This is a genomic window from Deinococcus sp. AB2017081 (assembly GCF_034440735.1).
GTDB classification, from domain to species: domain Bacteria; phylum Deinococcota; class Deinococci; order Deinococcales; family Deinococcaceae; genus Deinococcus; species Deinococcus rufus.
The window spans coordinates 1,151,362-1,166,211 of record NZ_CP140098.1 but is presented as its reverse complement, the minus strand read 5'-3'; the positions used below and the strand labels follow the sequence as shown (position 1 = coordinate 1,166,211).

Genomic DNA, 14,850 nt, shown 5'->3' with positions numbered 1-14,850 from the left:
GCCGCAGGTGCGGGCCGGCGTGCGCCGGACGGTCAGGCCAGGACGGTGTCCGGCGCCACGTGCGCCAGATCGAAGGCGTCGGCCACACCCCGGTAGGTCAGCTGTCCGTGGTGGGTGTTCAGGCCCAGTTTCAGCGCGGCGTTGCGGCCCAGGGCACCCACGCCGTGGTCGGCCAACAGCAGCGCGTACGGCAGCGTCTGGTTGGTCAGCGCGAAGGTGCTGGTGCGCGGCACCGCGCCGGGCATGTTCGCCACACCGTAGTGGATCACGCCGTCCACGGTGTACGTGGGGTCGTCGTGCGTGGTCGGGTGGATGGTCTCCACGCAGCCGCCCTGGTCGACCGCCACGTCCACGATCACGCTGCCCTCTGGCATCAGGCCCAGCATGTCGCGGGTGACCAGATGCGGGGCCTTGGCACCGGGAATCAGCACCGCGCCGATCAGCAGATCCGTGGTGGGCAACAGGTCGCGGATGTTCGCCTCGCTGCTCATCATGGTGGTGAGTTTCCCGAAGAACACGTCGTCCAGGTACGCCAGCCGGCGCTGCGACACGTCCAGGATGGTCACCTTGGCCCCCAGGCCCATCGCCATCTTGGCGGCGTTGGTGCCGACCACTCCACCCCCGATGATCGTGACGTGGCCGGGCTGCACGCCGGGCACTCCGCCGAGCAGCACGCCGCGCCCCCCGGCCGGCTTCTGGAGGTGGTACGCGCCGGCTTGCACCGACAGGCGGCCGGCGACCTCGCTCATGGGGGTCAGCAGGGGCAGGCTGCCGTCCTCCGACTGCACCGTCTCGTAGGCCACGCCGGTCGTGCCGCTCTCCAGCAGCGCGTCGGTCAGGGGCCGGTCGGCGGCGAGGTGCAGGTACGTGAACAGCAGCAGCTCGGGGCGCAGGTACCGGTACTCGGGCGGCGTGGGCTCCTTGACCTTCACGACCATCTGCGCAGCCCACGCGTCGTCGGCGCTGCCCAGGGCGGCCCCGGCCTGCACGTACTCGCTGTCGGGGATTCCGCTGCCCACACCAGCCCCCTGCTCGACGATGACCGTGTGCCCACGCCGCACCAGCGTCCCGACCCCGCCGGGAGTGAGCGCCACACGGTTTTCCTTGACCTTGATTTCCTTCGGGAGTCCGATCTGCATGTCTTGACCTCGCGGGGCCGCGACCCGTCCGGGGCGGCCGATCCTGCTGTGATGTGGCGCAATGCTAGCAGGATCACGCGCCACCGCGATTGCCGCGAGGTGCCCAATTCTGGACAATCCCGGCAACAGAGTTGCGCAGATGTGGCACAATATCCGCAATCATGTCGCAAGAAGCACTCGACGACCTTGACCGGCAGATCCTGGGCATCCTCCAGCAGGACGCCCGCAAACCCAACACCGAACTCGCGGACGAGATCGGCCTGACCCCGGCCCCCACGCTGCGCCGCGTGCGCCGGCTGGAGGAAGAGGGCATCATCCAGCGGTATGTGGCGCTGCTCGATCCGAAGAAGGTCGGACGCGAACTCATGGTGCTCGTGCGCGTCACGCTGGACAAGCAGACCAAGGCAGGTTTCGAGGACTTCGCCCGGCACATGCAGGCCCGGCCGGAGGTGCTGGAGTGCTTCCTGTGCCTGGGCGACATCGACTACCTGCTGAAGGTCTGTGTGCCGGATCTCGACGCCTACCAGCACTTCCTGGTGAACACCCTGGCGGCCATCCCCGGCGTGCGCAATACCGCCAGCACCATTGTGGTCAAGCAGGAGAAGTACACGACCAGCCTGCCGCTGGAGTGACCGCGCGGCCCGTCAGACCGGACGATCCTCTCATGGCGCGGATGGAATACTGGGAGCCATGCCAAAGCGCCTTCCCCTGGCCTCCGTCCTGATCGGTGTCAGCCTCGCCGCGTGCGCTCCCGCGGCGCGGGGACAGTCCACCGCTGCGCCTGCCACCGCGCCCACACCCGCCAGCACGCCTGCGGTCAGTGCGGCCCCGACAGCGGCTGCCACGTTCACCGCCGTTCCTCCGCTGAGTGCCGCACCGGTGCGGGTCTTCCAGGGCGCTGCCCAGGTGGTCGATCCCACGAAGACCTACCGGGCAGTCCTGACCACCACCCAGGGCGACATCACGGTCGAGCTGGATGCCAAGGCCGCGCCCGTGGCCGTGAACAACTTCGTGTTCCTGGCGCTGAACCGCTTCTATGACGGCACGCGCTTTCACCGCGTGATCGAGGGCTTCATGGCGCAGGGTGGCGATCCGCTGAGCGCGGATCCGGCGCAGCGCCCCCGCTGGGGCACGGGCGGCCCCGGCTACCAGTTCGCCGCCGAGGTCAGAAGCGGCCTGCGCTTCGACCGGCCCGGCGTGCTGGGCATGGCGCGGTCGGCCAGCCTGACGTCGCAGGGCAGCCAGTTCTTCGTGACACTGGCCCCCGCCGACTTCCTGAGCGGGCAGTACACCGTGTTCGGCCGGGTCGTGGCCGGACAGGACGTGCTGGCCAGGGTGACGCGCACCGCCCGGAGCAGCGCGGCCGGCGAGACCGCCATCCCCGGCGTGGTGCCCGACACCCTGCGGAGCGTGCAGATCCTGACATCGCCGTGACCTCGGCCCCTCGCGCCCGAGCGCGAGACTTTCATGAAATGCTCATGCCTTCACCGTGTGCCCTCCGGGTGTGATGTCCGCGTCACCGTGAGCCACGGGCGCACCGTACACTGCGCCCATGCGCCTGCGTCCTCTCCTGCCTCTGGCTGTCCTCGGGAGCGCTGTGTGGTATGTCCGCCGGGTTCACCGGTTCCGTGATCCCGTCCGGCTGCCTCCGGCCCACACGGACGCGGTGCTCAGTCCCGCCGATGGCGTGGTGTGCTTCGTGCGGCGCGTCAGCAACGGGCAGATCGAAACTGCCGGTTCGGCCCGGCCGGTGCACGCCTTCGCCGGCGACGTGGCGACCGACGGCTGGCTGCTGGGGGTCGTGATCGGGCCGCTGGACGTGCACTACACGTACCTGCCGGTCGGGGGCACGGTCGGCACGATCGCCCACACGCCTGCCAGCGCCGCCGCGCCGCTGCTGCCCCTGCAGGTGCAGGCGGGTCTGCTCGCGCGGCAGCCCACAGACCTGCTGGACGCCCCCGGCATGTGGCACAACGAGCGCCTCGCCGTGACCGTCCACGCCGACATGGGCGACATGACCGTCACGATGGTGGCCCCCGGCCCCCCACTGGACGCCATGCCCTACGTGAAACAGGGAGATCGTGCCCGCGCCGGCTACAAGCTGGCCTTTCTGCCTCGGGGCGGTCTGGTCACGATCGCCCTGCCCGCCCACATGACGCCGCTGGTCTCGGTCGGCGACCACGTGACCGGCATGCAGACCGTCTTCGCCCGCGCCTGACCTGTCATCGGCACACCCCACCGCAGTCCCGGCAACAGTCCCCCAGGCCAGCCTCCCGCTATGCTGGCTGCCCGAGGAGGCCGCCGTGACCGAACCCCATGCCCAGCGGGAGCACGATCCCGAGCGGACGCTCGAACGCCTGAGGGCCGACCGCAAGGTGAGGGCCGTCGCGCACGCCGGCAGCGCCGGCACCGAGTTCGCGTGGGCCGGTTCGCAGCCGGTCTTCGTGACCTTTGAGCGTGACCTGCCGGCGCCGCGCACCGACACACGGGCCGGCATCACCACCGAACGCTTTCCGTACGACCGGCTGGAGGCGTGGCGGGACTGGGAATACGCCCGTGTGGACGCGCCGCTGGCCCTGCTGGCAACCAGCCGGGTGGCCTACGACCCGACCGGGCACTACGGCCGGATCCAGCGCACCCTGTGGAATCTGAGCGAGCCGCAGCTGGCCGCCCACCGCGAGGAACTGCTGACCGCCGCCCACGTCCGGCTGGAGGCGGCAGCGCGTGACCTGACGGGTCCGGGCCACGGCGTGTCGCCGCAGGTACTGGCCCTGACCGAGGCCCGCCGCGTGGCGCTGGAACTGCTGTACCCGGCACTGCTGACCCGCCTTCATCTGTGGCCGGAGTTCGAGATCCGGCTGCCGCATGCGTGGCGGGCCTCGGCGGGCCTGCGTTTTCCCAAGGCCGTGTACCGCCTGGAGGCGCTGTATGCCTTCGGCGGCGAGACCGAGGCCCGGCGGGTGCTGCTCGCCACCCGTGGTCTGGGCCTGCTGGAACAGGAGCGCCGTGCCCGCGCCGCGTTCCAGGCCGGGTACTACGACGGCGCGGTGCGCTACCTGCGCGACGAGACCGCCCGGATTCACCACGCGGACCTGCCCGCATGGACTCACCTGACCGGCGCCCGGCGCGACAAGCTGGGCACCCTGCTGGGCGTGAACCACGCGCCCCTGGGGCCGGCTGCGCTGGAGGCCGCCACGTCGCTGCTGGACGCGGTGCGGCAGGGCACCTGAGCCTGACCACACAGAGGCAGCCGGGGCCTGCGCTCCCCGGCTGCCATTGAACGGTGCAGCTTACGCCTGCTGCGGCGTGCCGGTCGTGGTGTCGCCCTGGGCGTCCACGGTCCTGGGCGCGGTCAGCTGGCCGCCGCTGCGCACCGTCACGGCGCGCTTCTGCGCGGCCTCGCTGCGCGGGACCCGGATGCTCAGGGTGCCGTGGTCGAAGTCGGCCTCCACCTTGGTCAGGTCGTACTTGGCGGGCACGCTGAAGGTACGGGCCAGGGTGCCGTAGGCGCGCTCCACGCGGTGCGCGGTGCGGCCGTCCTGCCGGGCGTACTTGCGCTCGGCCTGCACGGTCAGGGTGTTGTTCTCCGCCTCGATGTGGATGGCGTCGGGGCTGACGCCGGGCAGGTCGAGGGTGAGTTCCAGGCCGCGCTCGTCCTCGTGGACGTCCACGGGCGGGGCGAGCCGGACGGTGCCGCCGGACTGGCCGAACGCGCGATCCATGCGCTGGGTGAGTTCCTCGATTTCACGGAAGGGATCAAATCGCATCACTGGAGTACCTCCTGGGGAGTGGGGTTCCGGAGCGCCGTGCACGCATCGCCTGCTCAGGATCTGAGTGCCCCGCGCTCAACGTCATGCATCCTAAAACCTGAGTGTCATCCTGTCAAGTTTAGTGCGTCTTAAATTACGCTTCCGCGTCCCGCCCGGGGCCTGCTACACTCCCGGAGGTCAGGAGCCGCAGTGGGCTCCCGCCTTTTTCCCGGCGATCCCGTGAGGTCGCACCCGCCCCGTGAGGCAGGAGAAGGAGTACAGATGCGAAGTGAAGCGATAGGCCGTCAGCACGCGCTGAGCGGCGTTTTTTTTGTGCAGATCGCAGAGGGCGGAGAGCCGAGGGCTCCATCATCTGTCGCTCTCTGCCTTCGGCTCTCTGCCCTCTGCGGCGGTCGCCATGCCCGCTAAAGCCACCATTCTCAGCGCCGATGAAGTCCGCCGCGCCCTGACGCGCATCGCGCACGAGATCGTCGAGCGGAACAAGGGCGCGCAGGATCTGGCGATCATCGGCGTGCACACGCGCGGCATCCCGCTCGCCGAACGTCTCGCCTCCAAACTCAGCGAGCTGGAGGGCGTGGAGATCCCCACCGGGATGCTCGACATCACCCTGTACCGCGACGACCTCTCGGAGGTGGCGCACCAGCCGATCATCCGCGAGACGCATGTGCCCTTCGACATCGCCCAGCGCCGCGTGGTGCTCGTGGACGACGTGCTGTACACCGGCCGCACCGTGCGCGCCGCGCTCGACGCGCTGATCGACCTAGGGCGGCCCCTGGGCATCCAGCTCGCCGTGCTCATCGACCGCGGGCACCGCGAACTTCCCATCCGCGCCGACTACGTGGGCAAGAACCTCCCCACCGCCAAGAGCGAGCTCGTGAAGGTCAAGTTGCAGGAGACGGACGGCGTGGACATCGTGGAGCTGTGGGATCTGGAGGACGTGAAATGACGGCCGCCACCCCGAAAACCGCCCGGCCCCGCAACCTGCTGGACTTCCAGGACTGGAACCCCGAACGCCTCACCGCCATCCTCGACAACGCGGACACCATGCTGCAGGTGCTCGACCGGCCCGTGAAGAAGGTGCCGGCCCTGCAGGGCCTGACCATCTGCACCGCGTTCTTCGAGAATTCCACCCGCACCCGCACCAGCTTCGAACTCGCCGCGCGCCGCATGAGCGCCGACGTCATGACCTTCGCCGCCGGAGCGAGCAGCGTCAGCAAGGGCGAGAGCCTGCGCGACACCATCGAGGTGCTCACCCAGTACAAGGTCGACGCGTACATCGTCCGGCACCACGCCAGCGGCGCGGCCCACCTGGTACACCAGTACAGCGGCAAACCCGTCATCAACGCCGGCGACGGCCGCCGCGCCCACCCCACCCAGGCCCTGCTCGACGCCTACACCGTGCGGCAGGAGTTCGGCTCGCTGGAAGGGAAGACGGTCGCCATCCTCGGCGACATCCGCCACAGCCGCGTCGCGCGCAGCAACGCCGAACTGCTCCCCAAACTCGGCGCGCGGGTCGTCCTGTGCGGCCCCGCCACGCTGCTCCCCGCCGACCTCGCCGCGCTGCCCGGCGTGACCCTCACCACCGACCCCGTGGAGGCCGTGCGGGGCGCGCACGCCGTCATGGCCCTGCGGCTCCAGCAGGAACGCATGAGCGGCGGGTACCTGGGCAGCCTCCAGGAGTACGCCGACACCTATCAGGTCAACGAGACCCTGATGGCGCACGCCGAGAGCGGCGCGATCGTCCTGCACCCCGGCCCCATGAACCGCGACGTGGAGATCAGCACCGAGGCTGCCGACGGCCCACGCAGCCGCATCCTGAAGCAGGTCGAGAACGGCCAGGCCATACGAATGAGCGTGCTGTACCACCTGCTGGTCGGACGGGACTGAGGGGCCATGGGCGCTGAGCCGTGCGTTCCCGCTCGGGTGCGGTCGTGACGCCCAGGGTCATCGCCATCGCAGGCGGCTCGGCCTCGGGCAAGTCCACCCTCACCCGGCGGCTGCGCGACCTGCTCGGGCCCGGAGCCTCCGTCGTCGCGCTGGACGAGTTCTTTCGCACGGATCGGACACACGGGCCCTTCGTCGTGTCGCCGGTCGATGGCGGGCGGCACTTCGACCTCAACCATCCGGACGCCTTCGACGTGCCGGCGATCCTGGCCCGGATCGACGAGCTGAGCCGCGATGGGCAACGGGTTCAGTTCATCCTGATCGACGGGGCCTTCGCGCTGGCCTTCGACGATCTCACGGAGCGGCTACATCTCAAGGTGTTCGTGTGGCTGGACGACGACCTGCGCCTCGGTCGGAAGATCGCCCGGAACTTCGCGGAGCGCGGCACGAACCCAGCCATCACCTTCCAGAACTACGTGAACAGCGGACGACCCGGGCACGACCTGCACGTCGCCAGAACGATGAGCAAGGCCGACGTCATCCTGCACGGCAACAACAGTCCGGACGACAACGCCCGGATCGTCTCCACCCTGATCCACCATCTCCAACCTGAGGGGTTTCCATGACCATCACCATCACGAACATCAAGCGCACGGGCTCCGACGAGACCACGAGCGTCACCATCGAGAACGGCGTCATCAAGGGCTGGAACCTGCCCGAGGAGGGCGAGGTCATCGACGGCCGGGGCGGCACCGTCGTGCCCGCGCTGATCGAGCTGCACGCGCACCTGCGGGAGCCGGGGCAGACGCAGAAGGAAGATCTGGCGTCGGGCCTCGCGGCGGCGGCGGCGGGCGGGTACGGGACGGTGGTGTGCATGCCAAACACGTCGCCCGTGATCGACGACCCCGGCATCGTGCGGAGCCTGCTGGAGAAGGCGGGCACGCTGGGACAGGCGCGCCTGCGGCCGGCGGCAGCCCTGACGCGCGGGCAGAAGGGCGACGAGCTGGCCGAACTGACGTACCTGAAGGGGGCGGGCGCGGCGATGTTCACGGATGATGGGCGCACGAACGAGAACGCCCGCGTGCTGAGATTGGGCCTGGAGACGGCCGCGAGCCTGGGCATGGTCGTGTCGGTTCATGCCGAGGACGCCAGCCTGCGCGCCGACGGCGTGATGAACGAGGGCGCGGTGTCCGAGGCGATCGGAGTGCCCGGCAACCCCGCCGCGGCCGAAGCGGCCCGCGTGGCCCGCGACATCGAGATCGTGGCCGGGCTGCACGCCCAGGGCCGCCCCGTGCGCCTGCACGTGCAGCACCTCAGTACCGCCCGCGCCCTGGATCTGGTGCGCGACGCGAAGAAGCGCGGCCTGGGCGTCACCTGCGAGGTCTGCCCCCACCACCTGACCCTGACGGACGAGGCCCTGCGCAGCTTCGACGCCATCTACAAGGTCGCCCCGCCCCTGCGCACCCAGGCCGACGCCGAGTACCTGCTGGAGGGCCTGAAGGACGGCAGCGTGGACTGTATCGCCACCGACCACGCCCCGCACACCCGCGCCGAGAAGGAACGCGACTTGCTGGAGGCCCCCAGCGGCATCGCGTACATCGAACTCGCGTTCCCACTGATGTACACGCGCTTCGGCGCGTCGCTGGGGCTGGAGAAGATCCTGGAGCTCATGACCGCCGCCCCCGCCCGCGTGATGGGCTGGCCCGAACCGACCCTGGACGCCGGAGCCTCCGCCGACCTCGTGGTGCTCGACCTGGACACCGAGCGCGAGGTCAAGCCCGCCGAGTTCAAGAGCAAGGCCAAGTTCACCCCCTGGGCCGGCGAGACCCTGAAGGGCTGGCCGGTGCTGACGGTGGTGGACGGCAAGGTGGCGTACCGGCGGGAGTAACGACCCCTCACCCCGGCCCTCTCCCCAGGGGAGAGGCAGAAGGACTGGATTCGATGGCGGTCGCGCGGTGGCCCCCTCACCCTTCCGGCGCTAAGCGCCTCCCTCCCTCTCCCACAAGGGGAGAGGGATAAAACGACGAAGCTCCCGCCCTGCCCCTCACCGAATGCCATCGTGCGCGAAGCGCGCGGGCGGTGACGACGTGAGCGCAAAGGGCAGGTATGCCGCCTCCACAGCTCTACACACGCGCCCACCAGCGCGCACTTTGCCCAGCGCAGCGCCGCTCCCCCCTGCCCCACCGGGGTAGGGGGGCTGGGGGGGGTGGGGCCGCCGAGAGCGTTGACCGACGATCATTCCCCTTCCAGAAACCCCCGGATCACCGCGTGCAGCTCTTCCGGCTGCTCCAGCGAGGGCAGGTGCCCGCTGCCCTCCAGCACGACGAACCGGGCGCGCGGGATGAGTCCCGCGATGACCTCACCCTCGTGCGGCGGGTTCAGGGGGTCGTGCCGTCCGCTGACGACGAGGGTGTCGGCGGTGACGCGCGGCAGGTCGGGGCGGTAGTCGAAGCCTTCCAGGGCGCGGCTGGCGGCCTGGAACTGTTCGGGCGTCTGGGTGAGGCCCAGGGCGAGGTCGCGCTGCACGGCCTGTTCCCGCTGGGCGCGGATGCCGGGGCCGCTGGTGGGGGCGAACATCAGGTCGCCGATGAAGGCGAGGATTTCGTCGCTGCTCCTGCCCTCCAGCTCGGCGGCGTGCTCGCCGATGAGGCGCGCGACGCTGGATGTGGTGCCGCTGGCCTTGGGCACGACGAGCACCAGCTTTGACACGCGCTCCGGCGCGCGGGTGGCGACGCCCTGCGCGACGTAGCTGCCCATGGAGGTGCCCATGACGTCGGCGGTCTGGAGCTCCAGGGCGTCCATGACGGCCAGGACGTCGTCCACATGGTCGTCCAGGGTGTACGCGGCGGGGCGTTCGGAGCGCCCGTGGCCGCGGCTGTCGAGGGCGACGACGCGGCGCAGGGGGCTCAGGGCGGCGATGTCGGGCCGCATGCTCTCGATGTTCGAGCCGAGGCCGTGCAGCATGAGCAGGGGGCGGCCGTGGCCGTGTTCCTCGACGTGGATGCGGGTGCCGCCGATGTCCATGCGGGGAGGATACGGCGCGGGGGTTACGGGCCGCCCAGGGTCAGGCGGGTGAAGTCGGCGGCCGTGTAGTCGCGGGTCTCGGGGCCGTAGCCGCGGTCGAACACGAGCTGCACGGTCTGCGTGGCGGCGTAGGTCTCGGGTTTCAGCTGGTAGTCGCTGAACGCGAAGACGCTGAAGCCCCGCCAGCGGCACACGTTGTCCTGGCACTCGCGCGTCCACAGGCCCTGGTCGACCTTGGCGGCGGCGTCGCGGCGGCTGTCGATGCGGGCGAGTTCCTGTCCGGAGGCGTCCAGCAGGCGCAGGGCCGCGGTGAGTTTCAGGGCGTCCTTGAGGGCCACGAGTTCGCCCTGGATGTACACCTGGGTCGTGCCGGTGTACTGGGTGACCTTGACGGGCTTGCCGTCGCGGGCGGCGTTCGCGCAGATGTTCCCGACCGTGGCGGCGGGCAGTTCGATGATGATGCGGCTGGCCACGTGGGCCGGCACCTTCACTTCGGGGGGGCTGTCGCGGTCGTCGGTGAGTTTCCTGCCGAGGCGGGCGGCGTCGCTCTGGTCGCCGCTCGCGTACTTCTGCGCGGTGGGCGTCGGGTGCGCCTTCTCGTGGGCGGTGGCGGCGTCGCACGCGGCCTGCCGGGCCTGCACGCCGGGCTGGAGCAGGTCGGCCCACGTGGGGGGCGCGGTCTGGGCGTGGGCGGCGGACGCGAGCAGCGCGGTCAGGGCCAGGGCGCGGAACATGCCTCCAGTGTCGCAGGCGGGCGCGTGGGCCGCCGCGCAGATCGGCGCAGATCGACATGGACGAGGGGGAGAACCGGTCGGCTCTCCCCCGCTGGCATGACGGTGGCAATCAGGCGGTGGCGGTCAGGCGGGCGTGGCGAGGGTGGGGTTGCGGCCGAGCACCTTGAGGCGCAGCATGTTCGCCACGAAGACCACGCCTGCGCCGAGCGTCAGGGCGAAGAGCACGATGAACGCGGTCTGCGCGCCGACGCTGGGCTTGAGCGCCGCGAAGATCAGCGGGAGGAAGAAGCCGCCCAGGCCGCCGAGCAGGCCCACGAGACCGCCCACCACGCCCATCTGGCCGGGGTTCCAGCGGGCGACCAGCGTGTACGTGCTGGCCTTGCCGACGCCCATGCCGACGCCGACGACGGTGGTGAGCAGCATGAACGGCGTGACGGGCAGCTCGCGCATCAGGGGCAGCAGGCCCACGAGCATGATCCCGAAGGACGCGACCGTGACGGCACGCGGCCCGAAGCGGTCGGACAGGTACCCGCCCAGGGGGCGCAGCAGGCTCGCGGGGAAGATGAACAGCGCGGTCAGCAGGCCCGCCTGCGCGAGCGGGATGCCGTAGTGGTCGACGTAGTACTTGGGCAGGAAGAGGGAGTATGCGACGTACGCGCCGAAGAACACCACGTAGTACAGCCCGAAGCGCCACACCTGCGCGCGCGCCAGTGGCTGCAGCCAGTCGGCCAGGGTGCGCTCGCTGTGCTGCACGGCGTCGGGCGGGGTGAGGCGGGCGGTGGCAGCGGCGCACAGCACGAGCAGGATCGCGAACACGAACGGCACGAAGTGCCACCCGCCGGGAATCAGCAGGCCGGCGGGCACCAGCGTGATCAGGGCGGGCGCGGCGAGCTTGGTGATGCTCGCGCCGGCGTTGCCCGCGCCGAAGGTGCCCAGCGCGAGGCCCTGGCGGGCGGTGGGCACCCACTGCGCGATCCACGCGTTGCCGACCGCGAAGCTCACGCCGGCGAGGCCCACGCCGAGCGCCAGGGCGAGCAGGAGGTTGTAGCCGCTGGCGAACGACAGCGCGAGGGCGAAGGCCGCGGTGATGAGCAGGTTGCCCAGGAAGATCGTCTTGCCGCCGTAGCGGTCGGCCCAGATGCCGGCGGGCAGGCGCAGCAGCGACCCGGTCAGGACGGGAATGGCGGTGAGCAGCGTGAACTGCGCGTCCGTCAGGCCCAGTTCCTTGCGGATGGGCAGGCCCACGATGGCGAACATGACCCACACGGCGAACATCAGCGTGAAGCCCAGGGTGGCGAAGGTCACGACCCGGCGGGCACCTTGGGTCAGCGGCAGGGCAGTGGGGGCGGGGGTCGTCATGGTGGGCCTCCGGGGCAGGTCAGTGGTGGGTGGCGAGAACGGTGCCGAGCAGGTGCAGCATGTGGGCCTTGAGCTCCTGGTACGTGTCGCTCTTGACCAGCGCGGCGCGGTCGCGGGGGCGGGGCAGGTCGACCTTCAGCACCTCGTGGATGTGGGCGCGCGGGCCGTTGCTCATCACGACGATCCGGTCGCTGAGGTAGATGGCCTCGTCGATGTCGTGCGTGACCATGACGACGTTGCTGATGCCGCCCTCGCCCTCGGCGCTCCACAGGCCCAGCAGTTCGTCCTGCAGCTTGCCCTTGGTGATCGCGTCGAGCGCGCCGAAGGGCTCGTCGAGCAGCAGCACGCGCGGGTGCACGGCGAACGCGCGGGCGATGGCGACGCGCTGGCGCTGCCCGCCGCTGAGGGCGCTGGGGCGCTTGTGCTGGTGGGGCCACAGGCCCACGGTCTTCAGGGCATGATCGGTGGTCGTCTCGCGCTCCGCGCCGCCCAGGTCGGGCCGGGCGGCCTTGAGGGCCTCGGTGACGTTCTGGCGGACGCTCAGCCACGGCAGCAGCGAGTAGTTCTGGAAGACCATGGAGCGGTCGGGGCCGGGGCCGGTGATGGTGCGTCCCAGAATCTGCACCTGGCCGTCCGTGGGGTGGTCGAGGCCGGCGATGAGGTTCAGCAGGGTGCTCTTGCCGCACCCGGAGTGCCCGATGATGCTCACGAACTCGCCGGGCCAGATGTCCAGGTTCACGTCCTCCAGCGCCACGAAGCTGCCGTAGCGGCGGTGCACGCCCTGGATGCCCAGCGCCGGGGTCAGGGGCGACGCGATGGCGGAGGCCTTCTGCGGCAGGGTGTGGGCCTCAGACATACGACACCTTCTTCTCCAGCACGTTGAACAGCCGGTCGAACAGGAACCCGGTCACGCCGATGATCAGGATGGCGCTCACGACGTTCGGGAGGTTCAGGGCGTTCCACGCGTCCCACACGTAGAAGCCGATGCCGCTCTTGCCGCTGAGCATCTCGGCGGCCACGATGACCATCCACGCGATCCCGAACGAGATCCGCAGGCCCGTCACGATGTGCGGCAGGGCGTAGGGCATCAGCACGCGGAAGATGTACTGCGTGGGCGTGAACTGGAACACGCGGGCGACGTTCTTGAAGTCCTGCGGCACGCCGCTCACGCCGAAGGCCGTGTTGATCACGGTGGGCCACAGCGCCGTGATGAAGATGATGAACACCGTGGCCGGCTCGGCGGACTTGAACAGCACCAGCCCGATCGGGAACCACGCCAGCGGCGACACCGGGCGCAGCAGCTGCACGATGGGGTCGAGCGCCTTGCGGAAGCCCGGCACGCTGCCCATGACCACGCCCAGCGGGATGGCGACCAGCGCGCCCAGCGCGAAGCCGGAGAACACGCGCTGCAGCGACGAGTACAGCAGGTTCAGGATGCCCTGGTCGTTGGGGCCGCGGTTGTACCACGGGTCGCGGAACAGGGTGTACAGCGCCGCGCCGATCTCGCCCAGTTTCGGCAGGTCGCTGCGCAGCGTGCTCAGGAGGACGTACACCAGCGTCAGCAGGCCCAGGCCCAGCAGGAAGAAACCCAGGGACTGCAGGGGAGCTCTCACGTTCACGCGGGGGCGGGGGGCCGGGGTGGGGGCGGCACTCTGGGTGATGGTCATGGGAACTCCTGGGGCTCAGACCGGGATGGGGTGGGCCCGGACGAAGTCGGCGGGACGCTTGGGGTCGAAGGTCAGGCCGTCGAGGGTGGTCTTGATCTTCGCCATGTCGTCGGTGGGGAGTTTCAGGCCAGCTTCTTTCGCGACCTCGCGGTACAGGTCGGTCATGAGGAGCTTGTCGGCGACGGCCTCGTAGTCCGGGGCCTGCTTGACCAGACCGAAGCGCGCGTACTGCGCGAGGAACCACATGGCGTGCGCGTGGCGGGGCATGCTGGTCTGACCGCTGCGGGAGAACATCATCTGGTCGCCCAGGAACTGCCGCGTGCCGATGCTGCCGCCCATCTCGTACTTGCCCTCCAGGCGATCCTGGATGACGTCGGCGGGGGCGTTCACGTAGCGGCTGGCGCTGATGACCTTGGCGGCCTGCCGGCGGTTGGGCAGCGAGTCCAGCCACGCGCTGGCGTCCAGCACGGCGCGCATGACCGCCTTGACCTCGTCCTTGCGGGCGCTGAACTCCTTGTTCAGCACCAGGGCCTTCTCGGGGTGGTTGCGCCACATCTGCTGCGTGGTCACGTGCGTGAACCCGATGCCCTGCTCGACGGCCACGCCGCCCCACGGTTCCCCGACGCAGAAGCCGTCCATGTTCCCGACTTTCATGTTCGCGACCATCTGCGGGGGCGGCACGGTGATGATCCCGACCTTGCCCTGCGGGACGCCCGCGTGCGCCAGCCAGTAGCGCAGCCAGATGTCGTGCGTGCCATCGGGAAAGGTCATGGCGAAGGTAGGCGCTTTCCCCTGGGCGATCAGTTTGCGGATGATCTCCCCCGCGGCCTTGGGGTCGCCGCCGGCCGCCTTGAAGGTGTTCTCCAGCGTGATGGCCTGCCCGTTGTTGTTGATGACCATGGCGATCGGCAGTTCCCGCCCGGCAGGGCCGCCGATGCCGCTGTACACACTCAGCGGCAGGCTGAACAGGCAGTGGGCGGCGTGCAGGTCGCCGCTGAGCAGGCTGTCGCGGGTGTTCGCCCACGACGCCTGCTTGAGGATATTGACGGTCACGCCGTATTTCTTGAAGTACCCGAGTTCCTGGGCCATGACGACGCTCGCGCAGTCGGTGAGCGGGATGAACCCGATGTTGATGGGCCGGCTCTGCGCGGACGCGATGTTGAAGCGGGGCAGCATGGTGCTGGCAGCAGTCACGGCGGCGGTCTTGGCGGCGAGTTTCAGGAAGGTGCGGCGGTCGCTCATCGGGTCTCCAGGGCGGGGCGGTGGGGGCTCG

At 70.1% G+C, this 14,850-nt stretch carries 16 protein-coding genes; 8 read left to right on the top strand and 8 right to left on the bottom strand.

Translation table 11 applies throughout. The features are described from left to right. Positions 1 to 32: 32 nt before the first annotated feature. The gene (gene ald, locus U2P90_RS05715; protein WP_322474155.1) at positions 33 to 1,139 is read right to left on the bottom strand and encodes an alanine dehydrogenase; all 1,107 of its coding nucleotides are present in this window, start codon (positions 1,137 to 1,139) and stop codon (positions 33 to 35) included. A 161-nt stretch (positions 1,140 to 1,300) separates the two neighbouring features. On the opposite strand from ald, the gene U2P90_RS05710 reads away from it, so the two are divergent. The 4 genes from U2P90_RS05710 to U2P90_RS05695 all read left to right on the top strand — a co-directional run bounded on the left by U2P90_RS05710 (position 1,301) and on the right by U2P90_RS05695 (position 4,369). Continuing rightward, on the top strand, positions 1,301 to 1,771 hold the full coding sequence (locus U2P90_RS05710; RefSeq protein ID WP_322474154.1) for an Lrp/AsnC family transcriptional regulator: 471 nt from the start codon (positions 1,301 to 1,303) through the stop codon (positions 1,769 to 1,771). A gap of 58 nt (positions 1,772 to 1,829) precedes the next feature. Continuing rightward, positions 1,830 to 2,573 (top strand): peptidylprolyl isomerase, encoded by a 744-nt coding sequence (locus U2P90_RS05705; protein ID WP_322474153.1) that lies wholly within the window; start codon positions 1,830 to 1,832, stop codon positions 2,571 to 2,573. 118 nt (positions 2,574 to 2,691) lie between these two features. Further along, the gene (locus U2P90_RS05700; RefSeq protein WP_322474152.1) at positions 2,692 to 3,357 is read left to right on the top strand and encodes a phosphatidylserine decarboxylase; all 666 of its coding nucleotides are present in this window, start codon (positions 2,692 to 2,694) and stop codon (positions 3,355 to 3,357) included. 85 nt (positions 3,358 to 3,442) lie between these two features. After that, complete coding sequence (locus U2P90_RS05695; protein WP_322474151.1) at positions 3,443 to 4,369, top strand: hypothetical protein; 927 nt, start codon at positions 3,443 to 3,445, stop codon at positions 4,367 to 4,369. A gap of 60 nt (positions 4,370 to 4,429) precedes the next feature. Here the strand turns inward: U2P90_RS05695 and U2P90_RS05690 are convergent, their stop codons facing one another. Continuing rightward, positions 4,430 to 4,909 (bottom strand): Hsp20/alpha crystallin family protein, encoded by a 480-nt coding sequence (locus U2P90_RS05690; protein WP_322474150.1) that lies wholly within the window; start codon positions 4,907 to 4,909, stop codon positions 4,430 to 4,432. A 397-nt stretch (positions 4,910 to 5,306) separates the two neighbouring features. Here U2P90_RS05690 and pyrR point away from each other — a divergent pair, with 397 nt between their 5' ends. The 4 genes from pyrR to U2P90_RS05670 are packed head-to-tail and all read left to right on the top strand — an operon-like array spanning position 5,307 to position 8,681. After that, positions 5,307 to 5,855 carry a bifunctional pyr operon transcriptional regulator/uracil phosphoribosyltransferase PyrR gene (gene pyrR, locus U2P90_RS05685; RefSeq protein ID WP_322474149.1) on the top strand — a complete coding sequence of 183 codons (549 nt, stop codon included), beginning with the start codon at positions 5,307 to 5,309 and terminating at the stop codon, positions 5,853 to 5,855. Next, a complete protein-coding gene (locus tag U2P90_RS05680) occupies positions 5,852 to 6,796 on the top strand; it encodes an aspartate carbamoyltransferase catalytic subunit (protein ID WP_322474148.1) in 945 nt (314 codons plus the stop codon). Before pyrR ends, U2P90_RS05680 begins: the two co-directional genes overlap by 4 nt. A 20-nt stretch (positions 6,797 to 6,816) precedes the next feature. Then, on the top strand, positions 6,817 to 7,419 hold the full coding sequence (locus U2P90_RS05675) for a uridine kinase family protein (protein ID WP_322474147.1): 603 nt from the start codon (positions 6,817 to 6,819) through the stop codon (positions 7,417 to 7,419). Continuing rightward, positions 7,416 to 8,681, top strand: coding sequence for a dihydroorotase (locus U2P90_RS05670; RefSeq protein WP_322474146.1), 1,266 nt, complete (start codon positions 7,416 to 7,418; stop codon positions 8,679 to 8,681). Before U2P90_RS05675 ends, U2P90_RS05670 begins: the two co-directional genes overlap by 4 nt. A gap of 347 nt (positions 8,682 to 9,028) precedes the next feature. Here U2P90_RS05670 and U2P90_RS05665 read toward each other — a convergent pair whose 3' ends face one another. The 6 genes from U2P90_RS05665 to U2P90_RS05640 form a co-directional block, all read right to left on the bottom strand. Then, positions 9,029 to 9,817, bottom strand: coding sequence for an alpha/beta fold hydrolase (locus U2P90_RS05665; RefSeq protein ID WP_322474145.1), 789 nt, complete (start codon positions 9,815 to 9,817; stop codon positions 9,029 to 9,031). Between the two features lie 23 nt (positions 9,818 to 9,840). Beyond that, entirely contained in the window at positions 9,841 to 10,551 is a 711-nt protein-coding gene (locus tag U2P90_RS05660) for a hypothetical protein (RefSeq protein WP_322474144.1), read from the bottom strand. Between the two features lie 123 nt (positions 10,552 to 10,674). Beyond that, positions 10,675 to 11,910, bottom strand: coding sequence for an MFS transporter (locus tag U2P90_RS05655; RefSeq protein ID WP_322474143.1), 1,236 nt, complete (start codon positions 11,908 to 11,910; stop codon positions 10,675 to 10,677). A gap of 19 nt (positions 11,911 to 11,929) precedes the next feature. Next, entirely contained in the window at positions 11,930 to 12,766 is an 837-nt protein-coding gene (locus U2P90_RS05650) for an ABC transporter ATP-binding protein (RefSeq protein WP_322474142.1), read from the bottom strand. Continuing rightward, positions 12,759 to 13,577 (bottom strand): nitrate ABC transporter permease, encoded by an 819-nt coding sequence (gene ntrB / locus U2P90_RS05645; protein WP_322474141.1) that lies wholly within the window; start codon positions 13,575 to 13,577, stop codon positions 12,759 to 12,761. The genes U2P90_RS05650 and ntrB overlap by 8 nt, the downstream gene beginning before the upstream one ends. Positions 13,578 to 13,592: 15 nt before the next feature. Next, positions 13,593 to 14,819, bottom strand: a complete 1,227-nt coding sequence (locus U2P90_RS05640; protein ID WP_322474140.1) for a CmpA/NrtA family ABC transporter substrate-binding protein — start codon at positions 14,817 to 14,819, stop codon at positions 13,593 to 13,595. Between the last annotated feature and the right edge of the window lie 31 nt (positions 14,820 to 14,850).

Coding starts and splice junctions, on each gene's coding strand:
- ald (WP_322474155.1), bottom strand. CDS start 1,139: ATGCAGATCGGACTCCCGAAGGAAATCAAGGTCAAGGAAAACCGTGTG.
- U2P90_RS05710 (WP_322474154.1), top strand. CDS start 1,301: ATGTCGCAAGAAGCACTCGACGACCTTGACCGGCAGATCCTGGGCATC.
- U2P90_RS05705 (WP_322474153.1), top strand. CDS start 1,830: ATGCCAAAGCGCCTTCCCCTGGCCTCCGTCCTGATCGGTGTCAGCCTC.
- U2P90_RS05700 (WP_322474152.1), top strand. CDS start 2,692: ATGCGCCTGCGTCCTCTCCTGCCTCTGGCTGTCCTCGGGAGCGCTGTG.
- pyrR (WP_322474149.1), top strand. CDS start 5,307: ATGCCCGCTAAAGCCACCATTCTCAGCGCCGATGAAGTCCGCCGCGCC.
- U2P90_RS05680 (WP_322474148.1), top strand. CDS start 5,852: ATGACGGCCGCCACCCCGAAAACCGCCCGGCCCCGCAACCTGCTGGAC.
- U2P90_RS05670 (WP_322474146.1), top strand. CDS start 7,416: ATGACCATCACCATCACGAACATCAAGCGCACGGGCTCCGACGAGACC.
- U2P90_RS05665 (WP_322474145.1), bottom strand. CDS start 9,817: ATGGACATCGGCGGCACCCGCATCCACGTCGAGGAACACGGCCACGGC.
- U2P90_RS05660 (WP_322474144.1), bottom strand. CDS start 10,551: ATGTTCCGCGCCCTGGCCCTGACCGCGCTGCTCGCGTCCGCCGCCCAC.
- U2P90_RS05655 (WP_322474143.1), bottom strand. CDS start 11,910: ATGACGACCCCCGCCCCCACTGCCCTGCCGCTGACCCAAGGTGCCCGC.
- U2P90_RS05650 (WP_322474142.1), bottom strand. CDS start 12,766: ATGTCTGAGGCCCACACCCTGCCGCAGAAGGCCTCCGCCATCGCGTCG.
- ntrB (WP_322474141.1), bottom strand. CDS start 13,577: ATGACCATCACCCAGAGTGCCGCCCCCACCCCGGCCCCCCGCCCCCGC.
- U2P90_RS05640 (WP_322474140.1), bottom strand. CDS start 14,819: ATGAGCGACCGCCGCACCTTCCTGAAACTCGCCGCCAAGACCGCCGCC.